The sequence below is a fragment of the Citrobacter sp. wls619 genome (assembly GCF_005281345.1).
Classification (GTDB): domain Bacteria; phylum Pseudomonadota; class Gammaproteobacteria; order Enterobacterales; family Enterobacteriaceae; genus Citrobacter.
Genome location: NZ_SZXJ01000044.1, coordinates 334,986 through 354,068, shown reverse-complemented (window position 1 = coordinate 354,068; position 19,083 = coordinate 334,986). Strand labels below are relative to the sequence as shown.

Genomic DNA, 19,083 nt, shown 5'->3' with positions numbered 1-19,083 from the left:
TACGCCGCCATCCGGCAAATAACGATTATCGTTCGTCGCGGCGACCACCGACGGCAGCCCACAGACGACGCACGTGCACGGTGACTTCTTCACGGTCGTGATAAAGCTGACGCGCCTGAATCTGCGCATTCACGCCATGCTCATCGAGCTGTGCCTGAATATAAGCCAGGTTTTGCGACACTTCCTCGTAGCGCTTTTTCATCGGCAGCTTAAGGTTAAAAATCGTCTCGCGGCACCAGCCATTCACCAGCCATTGCGCCATCAGCGCAGCAACTTTGGCCGGTTTCTCCACCATATCGCAGACCATCCACGAGATGTTGTTACGATTCGGGCGATACTTAAATCCATCTTCCCGCAGCCAGGTGACCTGCCCGGTATCCATCAGGCTTTGCGCCATCGGACCATTATCCACCGAGTACACCCACATATTGCGTTTAACCAGTTGGTAGGTCCAACCGCCAGGACATGCTCCTAAATCAACGGCATACATTCCATTGGCCAGACGCTCATCCCACTCATCGGCAGGAATAAACACATGCAGCGCCTCTTCCAGCTTCAGCGTTGAACGGCTCGGCGCATCAGCCGGGAATTTCAGCCGCGGAATGCCCATGTAGAACGGCGAGTTATTATCAGGCCAGGAGTAGCCGGTGTAGCAACAGCCAGGCGCAATAAAGAAGACGTGCACTACCGGGCGTTTTGGCGTTTCATGCTTTGCCAGCACACCCGCTTCACGCAGCGCGGCGCGCAGCGGTACGGTAAATTTGCGGCAAAATTTAACCAGCTCTTTGCTTTCATTGGTGTCGGCAACTTCGACACGTAAATCGCCGCCTTTCTCCACCACGCCCTGCAGCATACCGACGATCGGTGTGATGCGGTCTTCCGGCGGCAAATATTGCAGTAGCTCGCCGACAACAAACATTTGGCGAGCAAAAATCAGCGAGCTAAACGGCAACTCTTTCACGAGCTTTTCCGCATCTTCCTGCTGATAGCATTCAAAGATGACATAACCCGCATTTTCTTTGACGCGGGCGAAACCAAAGATTTCGCGACGCCCTGCTTTATCCGTAATTTCTGCGGCGCACTCTTTTTCAAAACCCGGGCGACACAACAATACAACCTTATTCATGGCTTACGCCCTTACGTTTCAATCGAATAGCGCCCACTAACATCAGTGCCCAGCCTACAAGGAAGCTAAAACCACCGACAGGGGTAACAAACGCCCACAGGCGTAAATGAGAAAGCGCGAGGCAATACAGACTGCCGCTAAACAGCACGGTCCCTAATGCCAGAAACACGCTACTCCAGTAAAACCAAATGCTAATACGTCGCTGCATGGCGACGGCCAGACCAAAAATAGCCAGCGTATGAAATGCCTGATACTCAAGGCCAGTCTGGATCCACCCCATTTCAACAACGCCGAGGGTTTTACTCAGAACATGTGCCCCAAAGGCTCCCAGAGCTACAAAGATAAAGCCACTGATGGCGGCAAAAATCAGCATAAAACGGCTGGTCATGTTAATACCCTACGTAAATTATTGTTCATAACGAAAGCGGAATTTTTCTTGTTCCGTGGCCGCTTTCGCCAGTATCCACTGACGGAAGGCGGCTATTTTACCCAGTTCTGCCTGACTGTCATGACAAACCAGATAAAATGCGTTTTTGCTGACCAGAACATCATTAAAAGGACAAACCAGACGTCCGGCTTCAATTTCGGACTGCGCCATAACGTTATTGGCCAACGCAACGCCCTGTCCATGGATAGCGGCCTGTAGCACCATGGCGCTATGGCTGAAGATCGGTCCCTGCTGTACGTTGATATGATTCAGACCCAGTTGGCGCGTATAAGCTTGCCAGTCACGTCGTGACGCATCGTGCAATAACGTATGTTTTGCCAGATCCTCAGGCGTCTTCAGCGGTTTATCGCCGGTCAGCAACAGAGGAGAGCAAACGGGCAGCAAGTATTCTGCGTACAATTTCTCTACGCGTAAGCCAGGCCAGTTGCCGCGTCCGTAGAAAATAGCCACATCGACGTCGTCGGCCAGTTTATCTTCCTGACGGTCCACGGCCTGGATCCTGACATCGATTCCCGGATAAGCTGAGTTAAAGCTAGAGAGTCTGGGCACCAGCCATTGAATCGCAAAACTGGGCAATAAACTGACGGTAAGCGCGCCTTTTGCACTGCGTGCCTGAAGTTTACGCGTCGCATCGGTTAATTGCGAAAAAATCTCTTTGATGTCGAGGAAATAGCTTTGACCTTCTTCCGTTAACAACAGCGATCGATTGCGCCGACGAAACAGCTTCAGCCCCAAAAAATCCTCAAGTGACTTGATTTGGTGACTTACTGCGGCCTGCGTCACAAAAAGTTCTTCTGCTGCGCGCGTAAAGCTTAAATGGCGTGCGGCAGCATCAAAAACACGTAACGCATTTAAGGGTGGTAATCGTTTTGACATGACTTTTAGGCTTTGATGTTAAATGAATTTAACAATTAGCTAACAGGCTGTAACCTATTAGTTTTTTTAATCTGAGCCATTATAAATTGTCCGTTGAGGTTCTACCAGCAAATACCTATAGTGGCGGCACTTCCTGAAGCCGGAACGAAAAGTTTTATCGGAATGCGTGTTCTGGTGGGCTTTTGGCTTACGGTTGTGATGTTGTGTTGTTGTGTTTGCAATTGGTCTGCGATTCAGACCATGGTAGCAAAGCTACCCTTTTTCACTTCCTGTACATTTACCCTGTCTGTCCATAGTGATTAATGTAGCACCGCCAAATTGCGGTGCTTTTTTTTGTCCGTGAGTCTGCCAATGGCGACCGGCTATTTCTCCAGTTCTACCATCTCTTTCACATCGGTACGGTTAATCTGCTGTTTGTTGCCGTTAGCGTCTTTATACGAAATCATTCCTGTCTCATTATCGGTCTTTGGCTTACCGTCAGACACGATTGTCCGACCATCGTTGGTGTGCATCACGTAATTCGGACCGGAACAGGCGCTCAGGGCAAAAGTCAGCATACAGGCAGAGATTAAGGCGGTAGTCTTTTTCATATTCTTCTCCTCACAGCAATTTATGCCAGATAAAGCAAATTCCATAACAGGCAAAATTATTCGCCTAACACTATTTAGCATAAGACACTGCACAGACTTCGCCGGGATATCCAGAGGATTCCGATGGTTAGCACAACCCTTGTGTCTGCGCCCTTTTTGCGCCACGATCCGTTTACTGAACTGAGGAATACCATGAACGCTTTTAACCCCACGCAGTTTCGCGCACAATTTCCCGCACTCAACGATGCAGGCGTCTATCTCGACAGCGCCGCGACGGCATTGAAACCGCAGGCGGTGATTGAGGCGACCCATCAGTTTTATAGCCTGAGCGCCGGGAACGTCCATCGCAGCCAGTTTGCTGAGGCCCAGCGTCTGACCGCACGCTATGAGGCCGCACGGGAAAAAGTCGCACGTCTCATCAATGCTCCCGATGACAAGACGGTGGTCTGGACCCGCGGTACGACGGAGGCTATCAACATGGTTGCCCAAAGCTATGCGCGTCCGCGCTTACAACCGGGCGACGAGATTATCGTCAGCGTGGCGGAGCATCATGCCAACCTGGTTCCCTGGCTGATGGTGGCGGAGCAAACGGGGGCTAAAGTCATCAAGCTTCAGCTCAATGCCCATTTGCTGCCTGACACTGAGCGTCTGGCGGACCTCATCACCCCACGCAGTCGCATTCTGGCTCTCGGTCAGATGTCAAACGTCACCGGTGGCTGCCCTGATTTAGTCCGCGCGATTACGCTTGCTCATGCAGCAGGCATGGTGGTGATGGTGGATGGCGCTCAGGGCGTTGTACATTTCCCCGCTGACGTCCAGCAGTTAGATATTGATTTCTATGCTTTTTCTGGCCACAAATTATATGGTCCGACGGGTATTGGCGTACTGTATGGTAAACCCGAACTGTTGGAGGCCATGTCACCGTGGCTCGGCGGCGGTAAAATGATTAGCGAAGTCAGCTTTGACGGTTTCACCACGCAAGCGGCACCGTGGAAGCTTGAGGCAGGCACGCCGAACGTTGCGGGCGTCATTGGATTAAGTGCGGCGCTTGAATGGCTTGCGGATATTGATATCGTGCAAGCCGAAAACTGGAGCCGCAGTCTGGCAACGCTGGCAGAAGATGCGCTGGCGAAACGGCCGGGATTTCGCTCCTTCCGTTGCCAGGACTCAAGCCTGTTAGCCTTTGATTTTACAGGAGTGCACCACAGCGATATGGTGACGCTGCTGGCTGAGTATGGCATTGCGCTGCGCGCCGGACAGCACTGTGCGCAACCGTTGCTGGCGGAGCTGGGCGTCTCCGGGACGCTGCGCGCCTCATTTGCACCCTATAATACGCAAAGCGATGTGGATGCGTTGGTCACTGCCGTTGACCGCGCACTGGAAATATTGGTGGACTAATGACAAACCCTCTGTTCGCCGGACACCCGTTTGGCACAATCGTAACGGAAGAGACGTTACGGAATACTTTTATCCCGCTCACCCAGTGGGAAGATAAATATCGTCAACTTATTTTACTGGGTAAGCAACTTCCGGCCCTTTCGGATGATCTGAAAGCGCAGGCAAAAGAGATTGCCGGATGTGAAAACCGCGTTTGGCTGGGATACAGTCTGCATGAGAATGGCACACTTCACTTCTTTGGTGATAGTGAAGGCCGAATTGTGCGCGGCCTGCTGGCGGTACTCCTCACTGCTATCGAAGGTAAAACTACCGCGGAGTTACAGGCGCGCTCACCGATGGCATTATTTGATGAGTTGGGCTTAAGCGCACAACTGAGCGCATCACGTAGTCAGGGGCTGAATGCGCTCGTTGAGGCAGCTCAGGATGCCGGATGGCAACGTTGATGCGTCTTATCCGGCCTATAACACGGCGTGAACCGTAGGGTCGGATAAGCGTCACGCCATCCGACACAATCAGGGCTGGCGCGCCGCCTTAGCCATCATCTTTTTCAGCGCGTGGGACACGGCCACAAAACCAAAAGTCGCCGTCACCATGGTGGCAGCGCCAAACCCGGATGCACAATCCATACGCTTTGGCCCTTCCGCCGTGGCCTTCATTGCACACACCGAGCCATCGGCCTGCGGGTAAACTAATGCCTCCGTCGAAAACACGCAGTCCACGCCCAACTTGCCTTTGCTGTTTTTCACCACCCCAAAATCACTTTTCAGCCGTTCACGTAGCTTGGCCGCCAGTGGGTCCTGGATGGTTTTTGCCAAATCAACCACCTGAATCTGCGTGGGATCAATCTGTCCCCCTGCGCCTCCGGTGGTCACCAGCGGAACTTTATTACGTCGGCAATATGCGATCAGTGCCGCTTTTGGGCGTACACTATCAATTGCATCAATAACATACGAGAATCCTGCGCTCATATATTCGGCAACGTTATCCGGCGTGACAAAATCATCAACCACGGTCACCCGGCACTCCGGGTTAATCTGACGGATACGTTCGGCCATCACCTCGGCTTTCGCCATGCCGACGTTATCACGCAACGCATGGATTTGACGGTTGGTATTAGTGACGCACACATCATCCATATCGATGAGTGTAATCGCGCCAATACCGGTACGCGCCAGCGCTTCCGCCGCCCACGATCCCACACCGCCAATTCCAACGACACAAACGTGCGATTGGGCAAACAGCTGTAGCGCATGTTCACCATATAAACGAGCTGTGCCGCCAAAACGCTGACGCCAGGCATCACTGATAACTACAGACATAAAACCTCAGATATAGAAAACAAAAAGAGCGGACAAATACCGCCCTTGATGACTGCATTACTGCCTGATGGCGGCTACGCCTTATCAGGCCTACTCAATAATGTAGGCCGGATAAGCGAAGCGCCATCCGGCAATTAACCGCTAAATACGTTACCCGCGTTGTCCGCTGTTTTCAGCACCCACACGCGTCCGTAGTGATTATACCACCCTGCACGGTGTCCGGCGTCTGCACCAATACCCTGATAGATGTCGAAGTGTTGCCCTTTAATAGCCCCACCGACATCTAACGCGACCATCAGACGTAATTCATATTGACCGGTAAACTTGCCGTTGTTGTCCAGCAGCGGCACTTCCGCCAGTAACGTCGTACCCGCAGGAATGATACTGCGGTCAGACGCAACAGATGCACGACCAATCAACGGTACAGCACTGGCCCCTTTCACCGGCGCAAAAGATTGCGGCTTAAAGAAGACAAACGATGGGTTTTGCTCCAGCAGCTCACGCACCTCGGCCTCGCTGTGCGTTTCACCCCAATGGCGAATAGCCTGCATCGACATATCTTCTTTCTTCACTTCACCGCGATCGATCAACACCTTACCGATACTGCGATAAGCGTGGCCATTTTTCCCGGAATAGCTAAAGAAGTTAAGCGGGCTACCATCACCAAAATCGATATAACCACTGCCCTGAACATCCATAATAAAGTTGTCCATCAGGGAGTTGCTGTATGCCAGAATGTAATTGTCGCTTAGCGCGCCTGCGTAGATCTCGGCACGAGACGGTAAACGCCCGCGTTTTGGCGGCATGCGGTAGATAGGGTACTGGAACTCGCCCTGGCGCGTATGGCGTGCCTGAATAACCGGCGTGTAGTAACCGGTAAACTGGACGTTACCGTAGTTGTCCGCCCCTTCCATTTGCCAGGCATCAATACCAAACTGGCGCATACTGCGCGTATCACCGCCCGCCCGTAACCACTGTTGGATAGCATCGTAGACATTGCTCTGATTGCCATATAAACGAGGCGATGCGCTACGGATCTGATTAACCTGCTCGGCGAAATCACCGGCATTGATTGGCGCGCCAACCGCATCAGGCTGGTTCACCAGTGAGAAAGGCTGGGTAAATTTCCCGTCTTTATATTGCTGCCCACGATCGGTGGGTTTTGAGGAACACGCGGCGAGCATTGCGACAACCGCTCCCGCCAGAAGATATTTTGCCCAACGTCCTTTCATTGTTCTCGTCTTATGTTGCCTGAATGCGAGACGAAGATAACAAACCCCCGAACCTAATGAAATGCGTATGCATACCCCAACGCAAATTTTGCGCAAAAAACAATCCAGAATGCGTTGTTTTTGTTCATTTTCAGCCTAAAAACGTGATCAAGGTGAAAAAAGGGTTGCATGAAAATGCGAGCAGAGTATAGTGCGCATCCACGGACGCGGGGTGGAGCAGCCTGGTAGCTCGTCGGGCTCATAACCCGAAGGTCGTCAGTTCAAATCTGGCCCCCGCAACCAATAAAAATCAGAAGCAGTAACGTTACTCGATGGAAGAGTAATGACGGACGCGGGGTGGAGCAGCCTGGTAGCTCGTCGGGCTCATAACCCGAAGGTCGTCGGTTCAAATCCGGCCCCCGCAACCAATTAAAATTTGATGTAAAGTTTTTGCAAAGTAGTTCGAATCACAGCAAGGCGGCGACGCAGTGAATCCTTAGGAGCTTACTCCAGTAAGTGACTGAGGTGAACGAGGAAAGCCAACGCGGATGTGGTTTGAAATACAAAGCAAAAAGACGGACGCGGGGTGGAGCAGCCTGGTAGCTCGTCGGGCTCATAACCCGAAGGTCGTCGGTTCAAATCCGGCCCCCGCAACCAACACAATCTGTTAAGGTCGCTTAATAAGGCCTTAAAAATAAAACCGCAAAAGCGTTGAGCTTGATGCGGTTTTTTTGTATCTGCCGTCCGCCTGTATGGGTTAATGATACAGGCGGTAGTCGCCGGGATTAATAGTAATCAACGTTAATGGTAGCGGTGGCCTCGAATTTCCCATTCCTTTGCGACGTACCGTCGGGCTCAAGATAAAGGGAAACCGCCAGGCCGGTGGCGGATACATCCATTGAAGTGTACGGACCATCGATGTTGGTCCCCTGAAGCGCATCCATAATAAACGTTCTGTCAAAGGCATAGGCCGCCACACCAAAACCGCTGGCAGCATCATCCCCCGTCAGTTTGTTAAGTAATAAATGCTGGTCAGAACTCAGCGGATTGCCATTGCTCAGTATGCGATACTCCATATACGTTAACATCGTGCAATTACTGTTGTGCACTGAAATTGATTGCGTCGGCCCATTTTTCGCGCCACCGCCTCCATATTGCAGAAAGTTAAACGCCCCAAAATCAACGCTTGTCCTGTCAACGGACAGGTTACACGTGGTTGGCGTAATCGGAATGGCAGGGGAATTCAACACGAACTCTCTCATATCACCAGCAAAACCTATTTTAAAATAGGAAGCGTAAAAGGATGTAATCTTCTTATCTTTGATCCGATCACCATAATTTCCACCTACATACCATAATTCGGCCTGAAACTCCCACTTAGCCTTATTAAGCTGAGCTGGCGTCGCGTTGAACATCGCCCCTTCCTTAAGATGCCCCGATACACTCCCGCTACCATCACCATACGTCACGGTATACCAGAATCCATAACCAAATCCAGTAGACTCAGACGATGATGAACCAGTAATTATCAACCCGCCATCAGGCATCGTAGAGAGTACGGCAATTGATGAACTGTCCCCTGAAACACTGATAGCGTCTCCCGTGGACGGATTACAGGTGGAAACGACTGTAGGAGAAAGTGGCGAACTGAATAACTTCTGCATAGTCAGGGTATTCCCCTGACCACTCAGCGTGACGGCCGATACGGGCGATGACGCCATTGTTTGATTAACATATTTAGACCCCTGAGTGCTAAATGTACAGCTCGCCAATACGCTGCGAACACCACATAACCCCAACAGTAGCAGCGTGATAACACCATATTTTTTCAGCATCAAATATCCTTTTTATTCATAAGCTGCGGTCACGGAAATATACGCACGATAAGCCCCTGCCACAACTTCTTCACCAGTGTCCACTTTCTGAAAACGCGCCGCGAAATGGAAAACTTGTTCACTGTCCGTCGCCGTTTGATTGGTTAAGATAATTTCATTCAACAGGACATTTCTCGCGCTGGCGCTATCCGTATTAAAGATAACAACGCCGAGGTTTGTACTACGATAAGCCTCATCTTGAGTACTATAAATTGTTTCAAATACACCATCCACGACTTCTGAAGAACCATCCAATGTTAAACGCAGTGTCCTGGGTATTGGCGCCGTTTCGCTACCGCAGTTAGTGAGCGTAATATTAAACGGTGTATAGATGTCGCCCCCACTGTAATCAGTGGGACCTAAAGCGCTAAATATGCCGCCAGCAGCAAACTGTTCGGGATAGGCATAAGGAAGGAGAATTTCCTGTTTAACATTAATATTGCATACGGGTAATGTGAGTGCTGCCTTTACGGTAACATCCATCGTTGGTGCGGTAATAAACGTTTCTGCCGCCAGCGCCAAAACAGGAGAATACAAAGTTAACGTAAATAAATAAGCAATATAATAGCGCATGATCATCCCATTTAGTTATAACGAACAATAATCTGAAATGACTTATCCAAATTACCAAGGTTGAGGGCATCTGTGTATTGTTTAAAAAGATATATATCGTACATTGCAACATATCCCTCATCGCTACTCTTTAATATTATGTCTCTCTCTTTATTAAATGTGACGAAAGAAGCGCTGACCCGGTCCTTTATTCCGATAGTCACATATAAAGTATCATCAACTATACGCTCCTCATAACCGGAGGGGACAGGCGCAGAAAACGTTACCAACGCTTTATGAAGAATATTATCGCAACCCGTTAAAAATATGCCTAAAGGGCGAACATAGCGCGACTCCCCACTCGAAGAAATCCCCAGATCGGTAGCGATAATCTGACCGAAATCCACGGTCATAGATTTGCCTCCCAGATTACTCTCCCCGCCCAAAGAGACATTACATGAAGGGGTTTCAAGCGTTGCAGTAAACGTTACCTCAACCGTCTTGCTACTCCCTATACATTTTGACACATCGGCAGTTTCACAAGCGGCAAAAGCCGCGGCGCTAAAGCAAAATGAAAACAGACCTAATGCTAAATGACGAAAAATTCGCTTATGTATCATGGTGTCACCTTAATGCTGGCTGAAGCGCTCCGACAGTGCAGGCCGGAAATAAGCGGCGTTTTACCGATCATGCTGGCATGATCATCCAGTTGATAGCTCACCTGGCAGCGCCCTTCAGCGCCATTGCCCCAAATAACGGCAAGCGTACCGCTGTCCTCCACGCCGCGCACAAAGGCGATCCCCGCCTGGCCGACAGTACCAACAGAGTTGCCAGCGCCATCCTGCACATCCGCCGCCAGCGGAATAAACCCGCCATCATCGCGCGTCAGCTCCAGCATAAATGCCTTACGGGCATCGGTTTCGATATTCACGCGCACCAGCGCCCCACTGGTCGGTACCACGACGCCAGTGGTGTTACCGATCGCAACATCGTTTTCCATGGTGTCAATATTCAGACCAACAGTGTTTTCCCGGTAGGGACTCAGGCTGGTAACGATCATATTGCCAAAACCATCTACCTGCCCATTGCCCGTCGAGGCGGACGCGCCTTTGGCACCGCTGGCGTGCACCAGCGCCATCGTCGAGTCTGGCGTTAAATAGCCGGAAGCCAGCGTCAGTCCGCCACTGTGCAGTACCAGCCCGCCGGTTGTGCTCAGCGAGTACTGTTGATCGCCGTTAAGCCCTTGCGTCGCTGACAATGAGGTTGTGCTGTAGGCGCCATTGCGCGTCACCCAACTGCCGATGGTGGTGAGATCTTCGCTGTCTTTGTTGCGGCTGCTGGTGGTGTTCAGAGAGTAGTTATACATATTGTCTCGCGAACTCCCTGTCGCCATCGCGCTGATGCTGTCGCTACCTTTAAAATCGCTACTGCTGTTGAAGCTCATACTGGAGAACGGACGATAGTCCGAGCTGGAGCCCGACCCCAACGGAATAGAGAAACCGAGGTTGATGCTGTCGTCTGCTTCGCCAAACTCGTCATAGCTGCGTTGGACGGAAATGCTGTAACTCACACTCCCCACAGAATTGCTATACCCCACGGAATACTGCGACGTATTGCCATCATCGCCCCAATAGCTACGCCAGGTCCCGTTCAGATAAAACGAGCCAAAACTTTCACCATTGATAGTGACGTCCTGATAGATGTTGGCCTGTATCTCATTGCGCGTATGCGTATACGCGTGATACGCCTCCTGGGTGGAGGTGTTGTTATCAGAAGCATAATTATCCAGCGTATTTTTGAGCGACAGCGCATCGCTCATCGATAAGTAGTTTTCTGAGGAAAAACGGTAGCCGACCACGTTGAAGGTGGTGCCCGTCGCCGTGAAATTTTTACTGTAGTTAAGGCTGTAGCTCTGCCCTTTTAAGGTGCCAACGTCATCAGCGGTAGTTTGTGAATGCGTCACGTCGAATGAAAATGCCCCGATGCTGGTATTCATTGCCACACCGAGCATGCCGGCGGTGTATAAATTTTCTACCATTTGCACACCGCCGTAGGCGGTAAACATATTGCTCAGGCCATAAGAGCCGGTGGCGACGCCTGCCCACAGCGTTTCATCAACCGTGTCTTTATCCACCGTGCCGATACCGATATCCCAATCCACTTCGCCAGGACGCAGCAAATGGGCAATAGAGGCATAGGGCATAGAAAATACGCGAGTACTGCCGTCAGACTCCTCGACGGTAACATCCAGATCGCTGCCGTTTTGTGCGGCATAATAATCACTGATGGCAAACGGCCCGGGCGGGACAGTAACCTGCGTGACAATACGCCCTTCCTGGCGTACGGTCACTTTAGCATTGCTATTCGCTACGCCACGAATAACCGGCACATAGCTATTGGCCGATGGGTCCATCTGCGCATCGTTGTAAAGGTGCACGCCATCCAGCGAGACGGAATCCATCATGTTAGCGTTGGTGCGTACGTCTCCCATTTCCACTTTTGCGCGTAACGGCACAATATCGCGTGCAACAAACAGATCGTAGCTGTTGTACTTTCCGCCGTTGTCATTATCCCAGTTGTACGCGCCATTCGAACGTAAACGCCATGCGCCAAGGTTAACCCCCAGCATCACCCCGCTGTAAAAGGTGTCCTGCGTGGTATTGTCGCTTTTGCTATGCCAGGCGTTGGCGTTATAAGATAGCAGCGCCATCGGGATCCCGGCGTCCCAACGCGAGGGCGATATATATCCCGCCGGATGGCTGACCAGATAAAGCTGCGGGATCGTCACATCCAGCTCCTGAGTCAACGGATCGTAACGGCTGGATGACTTTGGTAGCGTGGCGACCAGATCGTAACAGGCGTCCTCATCCTCCTGATGCAACGACTCGGGGTTCACATTAAGCTGCTCCAGCACCGCATGGGTAAAGCATACCGACGCATAATCCGTATTATTTTCGTTAAAGGTCAACTGCGTCTTGAACATTTCCTTGCCATTAAGGAAAACTTTAACGTTGTATGTACCAGGGAGAACGGGATTTCCGCGTGAAAAACGCTTCAGATCAAGTTGACTGCCCGCCTCCCCCATTAAAAAGGCGTCACTAAACTCCACAATCTCAGGGTTGGCGCTTTCTTCAGGAATACTTTCATCCGCCTGTGCGGATGCCAGAGAAAAAAAACCAGACAGAAACGTTGATAAATAAACGGCTCGAGATAATCGGCGCACTATCCTTCCCTTATATTAATAATCCTGTAAAACAACGCGTGCTGGGTTTATTTAACCGTTTTGACAACTTCCGAATCTGCACCGTAGTCATTCAACGCAATCCATGACACTTTATTAACGGAAGTTGTCGTGAGCTGTGGCACAACAAAGCGCTCTTCGCTAAGAGGGCTCAACATTTTCGGTTTATAATCGTATTTTTTCGCCCCAGCCCACACCGAGCCGCCTATCAGCGAGAGATAATAGGGTGAGTCATTTTTCAGGACGATCGCCACGTTACCCGCATCGTTGACCAGCGACCACTTAACGTTATTCAAACCATCAATAAAACTGCCCTGCAGTGACGCCGGGCGATAAAAGAATTTGATTCGTGAACGCAGCGCAAGATTGAGCTTACTTTTGCCTTCGGCACTCTTATCTTTAGGCGGAATTTCCAGCACGTTAAACCAAAAAATACTCTCTTTATCCTGTGGCAATGCCTGACCGGTCCAGTTAATACGCACACTCTGACCTTTTTGCGGATCAAGACGCGAGACCGGTGGCGTAACAATAAACGGTAACTTCATTTTGGCCGGATCGCCATTTTCATTACCGTCATCCAGCCACGACTGTACTAATAAAGGCGATGCGCCTTCATTGACCATTTTTACCGTGACTTCTTTCGCCGCTTCAGGATAAATAACCCGCGTTCCCTGAATCACTACGCTGGCCCATGACGCCGTGCTACTCAAGGCCAATGAGAACGCCAACAAAGTTGAATATAAACATTTTTTCATATAAAATCCCTTTCATTTTCACAACAATATTAATACTCTGACTCTGGAAATATCTAAACCAAATAAAAATACACTCAGCTTATTTAATCAAAATTCGTAATCACCGTTGCGTCGGCGGTCACTATCCCCGCCCCAGCCGTGCCGTAGGTTATATAGCCAACTGAATATTCAGTTGCCCAGTTATTACAATAAGTTCCCCCCAAATCATAACAATCGCGATTCCCAGCGATTAAATCAGCGCTGTCAATGGAGTAATCTTTACTGCTCCCCGACTCAAAATTCACCACGGAAGCGGGGGATATCGATTGATCGCTCACCACAAAACCAACATTGTTCGCCCCTGAAAAGGTGGTATTTTTCAGTGCCTGGGTTGTTGAATCCACCTCTCCCGTGGTGGACCAGCGAAGATGGAACGGATAACCTTCAGAGAGTTCAGTACACACAATACGAACAGTAAATGGTTTTGCGGTAGTGGTAGCTTGCTGAATATCCTGCAAAGAGACGGTATCCAGGATAATTACTGTGGTTTTCACACCATTAACCTCCATCCAAATATTACATTCCACGGAGTAAGGGGAAATTTCCACTTCGATGGGGATTTCCGGTGTCTGTAGGCTATCTGCACTATAGACAGAAAAAACCATCAGGAATAAAAAAAATGGGAAATAGTTCATATATTCCCCTTACTGAAAGGTCGCAGAAAATACAATGGATGACGCCACATAACCATAACCAACACTCTCGCCGTACCGCACTATTCCCACGTCAAAATTAAAATCCGCCACCCGAGTATCCCCCTGCTGAGTAAAAGATTGGGTATTCTCGACCGTGCTGAAATCGATCATCTTATTTTGATCGGTATCTTTAAGTACAATGCCGAACTGATTGGTGCTGTCATTCATATTTTTCAGTGCCATGGTGGCAGCATCAACTTCTTGCGATGTACTGATTTTGCCGGTCACTTCTGTCATCGTATTCCCGGACGGGCAGGTGACGCGGAAATAGAAGGCGTTGCTATACATCCCCCCCGCATACGTCCACACAATGTCGCCGATGGCTGGCATTGCATCTCTTTTAAATACACCGGTAATACTGGTAGCCGATGAGCCATTCATATCGTAAAGCTCAACCTTACAGGTTGTCTCCGTTACCCGACCGGTAAAATCATATTCCAGCGTATCGGCAGCACACGCTGAGTTCCCCCACACAAGCCCAGATAGCAGTAGAGCAATTAATTTATTCACCGGCGCTCCGTCAGGCGTAGGTCAGGGTAAAGGTCGCCGCCGCATGCACATCGCCTTTCCCCGGTTCACCGAGGCTGATATAACCAACTTCAAAGCGAAATAAGGCGCTATTGTCACTGCTAAAAAGCAGAGTGAACTGCTGCGTTGTACTGAAATCAACAAGGGTGTCGGTCGTTTTATCTTTAATCTGTAACCCGACATTTTTTGCGCCGCTGGCATCGACAATCGTATTTTTCAACGCTTTTACGTCGTTATCGACCTCACCACTGGTAGTAAACGTCCCCGTCACTTCATGCCAGACTGAAGGTGAGGTACAACTGACGTTAATAGTAAATTCTTGCGCGGAAACGAGTGTCGTCGAATCGCTTAACGTCTGCGTACTCACCTCTGCTAAGGCGATTGACGTCCCATCCCCCGTTTGTAGGGTACAGGTTGTTTTTATAATGTACCCCGATATCCAAAAGTCGGAACCGTCAGTCGCCAGGGTCTTTTGGCCAAATATCATCAGGAGCAACAATAACGGTATTCCTTTACGCATTTTCTCTCCCTGCCGAACATAAAGCAGGGCTTTACCAGCCCTGCCTGATATTATTTTTATTACTGATAGGTTGCGATAAACATGGCGTCAGCCGCAACCAGACCGCCGCTGACGGTGCCAGAGCCAGTGTTCAGGTAGCCCACGTTATAACTGAACACCATTGGCGCAGCCGTATCGATCACTTTCGCAACTCTATCCGCAGAGGTAAAAGTCTGGACTGCATTGCTGGCATCTTTATTCTGGACCTGGAAACCAACCCCTTGCGCACCCGCCGCCGTAACGTCGGTGTTATCCAGCGCAGGAGTGCTGGAATTGATTGATGTTCCTTTTGCCGGTGACAAATACCCTGTTACGGTGTCATAGCTCGCACCGCTAATGCTATCTTTGGAGCCCTGAGCAGTGCAGTCCAGAGAGACAGCGAAATCTTTTTTCATTACCGAGTCGGTAGTCGCTGCCGAGACAGTCTTAACATCTGTTGGATCCAGTTGCACTGAAGTCCCGCCTCCCACAAGCGATGCTGTACAGATGTTAGTCTGCACTTCGCCAGCAAAATGAATATCTGCTGAGTCCTGATCGCCAGCAAAAGCACTACCTGCAAATGCCATAGCGATAGCCGCAATAGTTAATTTTTTCATCGTTTCCCTTATTAATATAATACATATCCAAGTACCGCAATTTGCGGTGATTGTATTCCTACCAGAGGTAGTACATTAAGATTATATTTCAGGTGAGGATAGACTATCTAGCGAGAAAAAAGCGTCAAGTTTATTTTGGGAAAAAATAAATGCAAAAAATCCATCTATTAAAAATAGATATAAAAATAAATTATACATTTAACATAAATAAGGCAAGATAAGCATTAATCAATCCAATAATTTAATACCCTCTAAATATAAATTGATATTGACACCCGCTTGACGATATTACCGAGCCCTGTAAATAATTCAACTATAATATTTCACCCTGGGCATTCGTACATTTTATTGCGTCAGAATGCCCAGGGCGTGTATTTATCCCCTTCTCGCCAGCGTCGCGCCATCGGCAAAGTAGGCTTTAATCCCTGCCAGAATCGACTCTGCCACTTCCTGCTGGAAGGTCGCCGTCTTCAGCTTACGCTCTTCTTCGACGTTACTGATAAATGCCGTTTCTACGAGGATAGAGGGAATATCCGGCGCTTTCAACACGGCAAACCCGGCCTGTTCAACCTGATTTTTATGCAGATTATTAATCTTACCGAGTTTATTCAGCACCGCTTTTCCGAACTTCAGGCTGTCGGCGATAGTCAGCGATTGCACCATATCAAACATGGTGTGGTCGACGTAGCGATCGCCGCTTTTGCTGACGCCACCAATTAAATCCGAGGCGTTCTGGGTTTGTGCCAGATATTTTGCCGCTGTACTGGTCGCGCCTTTGGTTGAGAGTGCAAACACCGACGAACCACTGGGTTGGCGACTGGTAAACGCATCGGCATGAATAGAAACAAACAGGTCAGCACGCTGTTTCTGGGCTTTCGCCACGCGCACTTTTAACGGAATGAAGATATCTTCATTACGCGTCATATAGACCTTCATGTTGCCTTCTTTCTCGATAAGTGCTCGCAGGCGACGGGCTATCTGCAGTACCACATCTTTTTCACGTGTCTTGTATTTCCCCACGGCACCGGAGTCTTCTCCACCGTGGCCAGGGTCAAGCATAATAACAATCGGACGATCGCGTCCCGCTTTACCCGGCTGTGGGCCGCTTTGCGCAGGTGGCACCTGTTTATCCAGATCACCTTTGTTGTAATCTTCAAGCAATGCCAGCAGCGGATCCTGGACATCCTGAGCATTGGCAGGATAGAGATCCATCACCAAACGTTCTTTGAAGCCTGCAACTGGCGCTAATGCAAAGAGTTGAGGTTTCACATTTTGTTTCAGTTCAAACACCATACGCACGGTCTGCGGGTCAAACTGCCCGACGCGTGCGGATTTAATGTAGGGATCGTCTGGGCGGATCTGCGTCCCAATGCCCTTCAGCACCGAGTTCAAATTAACGCCTTCAATATCTACAACCACACGCTCAGGATTACTCAGGGCAAATTGTTTGTATTTCAGCAGACGGTTAGATTCTACCGTGACACGGGTGTAGCTGGACGCAGGCCAGATACGAACGGCAACGACCTGACTCACGGCAGCCAAACCGACCTGGCTGACGCTTAAAAGCCACATAGCACCCGCACCTTGCAGTAAACGGCGGCGACTGATTGCTGAGTTGGATCCCGACATGCTTCTCCCGAGCAAAAGAAATCTATATTGAGGTAATACGTAAAACGTCCGAATTGACCGGAAACTTTAGCGAATGACGCATAATCTGTCATCTATAAAAGGGTAAACATTGTTTTTATATTCACGGCATTACTGAGAAAAATCTTCGGCATGGGCAAAAATTACGCTTGCGCGCAACGCCAAAACAGAATAAAAATACACAAATTACGAATAATCATGCAATGAGGGTGTGCCGTGGTGAAGGAGCGTAGAACCGAACTGGTACAGGGATTTCGCCATTCTGTTCCCTATATCAATACCCACCGGGGAAAAACGTTTGTCATTATGCTGGGCGGCGAAGCCATCGAGCATGAAAACTTTTCCAGTATCGTCAATGACATTGGTCTTCTTCATAGCCTCGGCATCCGCCTCGTCGTGGTCTATGGCGCACGGCCGCAGATTGATGCCAATCTGGCCGCGCATCACCATGAACCGGTGTATCACAAAAATACGCGCGTTACCGACGCCAAAACGCTGGAGCTGGTCAAACAGGCTGCGGGTTTGCTCCAGCTTGATATTACCGCCCGCCTGTCAATGAGTCTGAACAATACGCCATTGCAGGGTGCACACATCAATGTGGTCAGCGGTAATTTTATTATCTCGCAACCGTTGGGTGTGGATGACGGTGTGGATTACTGCCATAGCGGACGTATTCGTCGAATTGATGAAGAAGCGATTCACCGTCAACTGGACAGCGGCGCTATTGTTCTGCTGGGTCCGGTCGCTGTTTCCGTGACCGGCGAGAGCTTTAATCTGACCTCCGAAGAGGTTGCCACCCAGTTGGCGATCAAACTGAAAGCAGAAAAAATGATCGGGTTTTGCTCCTCTCAGGGGGTGACTAATGAGAATGGCGATATTGTTTCCGAACTTTTTCCCAACGAAGCGCAAGCGCGTGTTGAGTCACAGGAAGAGAAAGGTGATTACAGCTCCGGTACGGTGCGTTTCCTGCGCGGTGCGGTCAAAGCCTGTCGTAGCGGCGTGCGCCGCTGCCATCTGATCAGCTATCAGGAAGATGGCGCGTTGTTACAAGAACTGTTCTCCCGCGATGGAATCGGTACGCAAATCGTGATGGAAAGCGCCGAGCAAATCCGTCGCGCCACCATTAACGATATTGGCGGCATTCTGGAATTGATTCGTCCTTTGGAACAGCAAGGTATTCTGGTGCGTCGCTCCCGTGAACAACTGGAAATGGAGATCGACAAGTTCACCATAATTCAGCGCGATAATCTGACCATTGCCTGTGCCGCCCTGTACCCTTTTCCGGAGGAGAAGATTGGCGAAATGGCGTGCGTGGCAGTGCATCCGGACTACCGTAGCTCATCCCGTGGCGAAGTTTTGCTGGAGCGGATCGCTGTGCAGGCCAGACAAATGGGACTCAGCAAGCTGTTCGTGTTGACGACGCGCAGCATTCACTGGTTCCAGGAGCGCGGCTTCACGCCGGTCGATATCGATCTGCTGCCGGAAAGCAAAAAAGAGATGTACAACTATCAGCGGCGGTCAAAAGTATTGATGGCGGATCTGGGATAGTGGTCATTGCCGGATGCGGCATAAATGCCTTATCCGGCCTACCTCGCTGGCACCGTAGGCCTGATAAGAGGCGTTAGCGTC

General features: G+C 50.0%; 19 protein-coding genes and 3 tRNA genes. 6 read left to right on the top strand and 16 right to left on the bottom strand.

The window, feature by feature from the left end; all coding sequences use genetic code 11:
* Positions 1 to 25: 25 nt before the first annotated feature.
* The 4 genes from rlmM to FDX19_RS10930 form a co-directional block, all read right to left on the bottom strand.
* Entirely contained in the window at positions 26 to 1,126 is a 1,101-nt protein-coding gene (rlmM, locus tag FDX19_RS10945) for a 23S rRNA (cytidine(2498)-2'-O)-methyltransferase RlmM (RefSeq protein WP_048213093.1), read from the bottom strand.
* Entirely contained in the window at positions 1,119 to 1,514 is a 396-nt protein-coding gene (locus FDX19_RS10940; protein WP_005130969.1) for a DUF423 domain-containing protein, read from the bottom strand. Before FDX19_RS10940 ends, rlmM begins: the two co-directional genes overlap by 8 nt.
* A gap of 18 nt (positions 1,515 to 1,532) precedes the next feature.
* Positions 1,533 to 2,450, bottom strand: coding sequence for a glycine cleavage system transcriptional regulator GcvA (gcvA, locus tag FDX19_RS10935; RefSeq protein WP_005130970.1), 918 nt, complete (start codon positions 2,448 to 2,450; stop codon positions 1,533 to 1,535).
* A 362-nt stretch (positions 2,451 to 2,812) separates the two neighbouring features.
* Complete coding sequence (locus tag FDX19_RS10930) at positions 2,813 to 3,040, bottom strand: YgdI/YgdR family lipoprotein (RefSeq protein WP_137382718.1); 228 nt, start codon at positions 3,038 to 3,040, stop codon at positions 2,813 to 2,815.
* A gap of 192 nt (positions 3,041 to 3,232) precedes the next feature.
* Here FDX19_RS10930 and csdA point away from each other — a divergent pair, with 192 nt between their 5' ends.
* Positions 3,233 to 4,438 carry a cysteine desulfurase CsdA gene (csdA, locus tag FDX19_RS10925; RefSeq protein ID WP_137382717.1) on the top strand — a complete coding sequence of 402 codons (1,206 nt, stop codon included), beginning with the start codon at positions 3,233 to 3,235 and terminating at the stop codon, positions 4,436 to 4,438.
* A complete protein-coding gene (gene csdE / locus FDX19_RS10920) occupies positions 4,438 to 4,881 on the top strand; it encodes a cysteine desulfurase sulfur acceptor subunit CsdE (RefSeq protein ID WP_137382716.1) in 444 nt (147 codons plus the stop codon). The genes csdA and csdE overlap by 1 nt, the downstream gene beginning before the upstream one ends.
* A gap of 69 nt (positions 4,882 to 4,950) precedes the next feature.
* On the opposite strand, the gene tcdA is transcribed toward csdE, so the two are convergent.
* Together tcdA and mltA are read right to left on the bottom strand one after the other, a co-directional pair.
* A complete protein-coding gene (gene tcdA / locus FDX19_RS10915; RefSeq protein WP_137382715.1) occupies positions 4,951 to 5,757 on the bottom strand; it encodes a tRNA cyclic N6-threonylcarbamoyladenosine(37) synthase TcdA in 807 nt (268 codons plus the stop codon).
* 134 nt (positions 5,758 to 5,891) lie between these two features.
* Complete coding sequence (gene mltA, locus FDX19_RS10910) at positions 5,892 to 6,989, bottom strand: murein transglycosylase A (RefSeq protein ID WP_137382714.1); 1,098 nt, start codon at positions 6,987 to 6,989, stop codon at positions 5,892 to 5,894.
* Positions 6,990 to 7,194: 205 nt separating this feature from the next.
* Between mltA and FDX19_RS10905 the strand changes: the two genes are divergently transcribed.
* The 3 genes from FDX19_RS10905 (at position 7,195) to FDX19_RS10895 (ending at position 7,625) form a co-directional block, all read left to right on the top strand.
* Positions 7,195 to 7,271, top strand: a tRNA-Met gene (locus tag FDX19_RS10905).
* Positions 7,272 to 7,319: 48 nt separating this feature from the next.
* Positions 7,320 to 7,396: transfer RNA gene (locus FDX19_RS10900), tRNA-Met, on the top strand.
* A 152-nt stretch (positions 7,397 to 7,548) separates the two neighbouring features.
* Positions 7,549 to 7,625 (top strand) — tRNA-Met (locus FDX19_RS10895).
* Positions 7,626 to 7,753: 128 nt separating this feature from the next.
* Here the strand turns inward: FDX19_RS10895 and FDX19_RS10890 are convergent.
* From FDX19_RS10890 to amiC, 10 genes are all read right to left on the bottom strand, one after another.
* Entirely contained in the window at positions 7,754 to 8,803 is a 1,050-nt protein-coding gene (locus tag FDX19_RS10890) for a fimbrial protein (protein ID WP_137382713.1), read from the bottom strand.
* 12 nt (positions 8,804 to 8,815) lie between these two features.
* Positions 8,816 to 9,415, bottom strand: coding sequence for a fimbrial protein (locus tag FDX19_RS10885; RefSeq protein ID WP_137382712.1), 600 nt, complete (start codon positions 9,413 to 9,415; stop codon positions 8,816 to 8,818).
* An 11-nt stretch (positions 9,416 to 9,426) separates the two neighbouring features.
* Complete coding sequence (locus tag FDX19_RS10880; RefSeq protein WP_137382711.1) at positions 9,427 to 10,014, bottom strand: fimbrial protein; 588 nt, start codon at positions 10,012 to 10,014, stop codon at positions 9,427 to 9,429.
* Positions 10,011 to 12,617 (bottom strand): outer membrane usher protein, encoded by a 2,607-nt coding sequence (locus tag FDX19_RS10875; RefSeq protein WP_249357548.1) that lies wholly within the window; start codon positions 12,615 to 12,617, stop codon positions 10,011 to 10,013. The genes FDX19_RS10880 and FDX19_RS10875 overlap by 4 nt, the downstream gene beginning before the upstream one ends.
* A 47-nt stretch (positions 12,618 to 12,664) precedes the next feature.
* Positions 12,665 to 13,390, bottom strand: coding sequence for a fimbria/pilus periplasmic chaperone (locus tag FDX19_RS10870; RefSeq protein ID WP_249357547.1), 726 nt, complete (start codon positions 13,388 to 13,390; stop codon positions 12,665 to 12,667).
* Positions 13,391 to 13,473: 83 nt separating this feature from the next.
* Positions 13,474 to 14,064: a fimbrial protein gene (locus FDX19_RS10865; protein ID WP_137382709.1), complete on the bottom strand. Its 591-nt coding sequence runs from the start codon at positions 14,062 to 14,064 to the stop codon at positions 13,474 to 13,476.
* A 9-nt stretch (positions 14,065 to 14,073) separates the two neighbouring features.
* On the bottom strand, positions 14,074 to 14,634 hold the full coding sequence (locus FDX19_RS10860) for a fimbrial protein (protein WP_137382708.1): 561 nt from the start codon (positions 14,632 to 14,634) through the stop codon (positions 14,074 to 14,076).
* Between the two features lie 10 nt (positions 14,635 to 14,644).
* Entirely contained in the window at positions 14,645 to 15,172 is a 528-nt protein-coding gene (locus FDX19_RS10855) for a fimbrial protein (RefSeq protein WP_137382707.1), read from the bottom strand.
* Between the two features lie 59 nt (positions 15,173 to 15,231).
* Positions 15,232 to 15,807 carry a fimbrial protein gene (locus FDX19_RS10850; RefSeq protein WP_137382706.1) on the bottom strand — a complete coding sequence of 192 codons (576 nt, stop codon included), beginning with the start codon at positions 15,805 to 15,807 and terminating at the stop codon, positions 15,232 to 15,234.
* A 375-nt stretch (positions 15,808 to 16,182) separates the two neighbouring features.
* A complete protein-coding gene (gene amiC / locus FDX19_RS10845) occupies positions 16,183 to 17,436 on the bottom strand; it encodes an N-acetylmuramoyl-L-alanine amidase AmiC (protein WP_137382705.1) in 1,254 nt (417 codons plus the stop codon).
* 234 nt (positions 17,437 to 17,670) lie between these two features.
* Here amiC and argA point away from each other — a divergent pair, with 234 nt between their 5' ends.
* Positions 17,671 to 19,002 carry an amino-acid N-acetyltransferase gene (argA, locus tag FDX19_RS10840; RefSeq protein WP_137382704.1) on the top strand — a complete coding sequence of 444 codons (1,332 nt, stop codon included), beginning with the start codon at positions 17,671 to 17,673 and terminating at the stop codon, positions 19,000 to 19,002.
* Positions 19,003 to 19,083 lie beyond the last annotated feature (81 nt).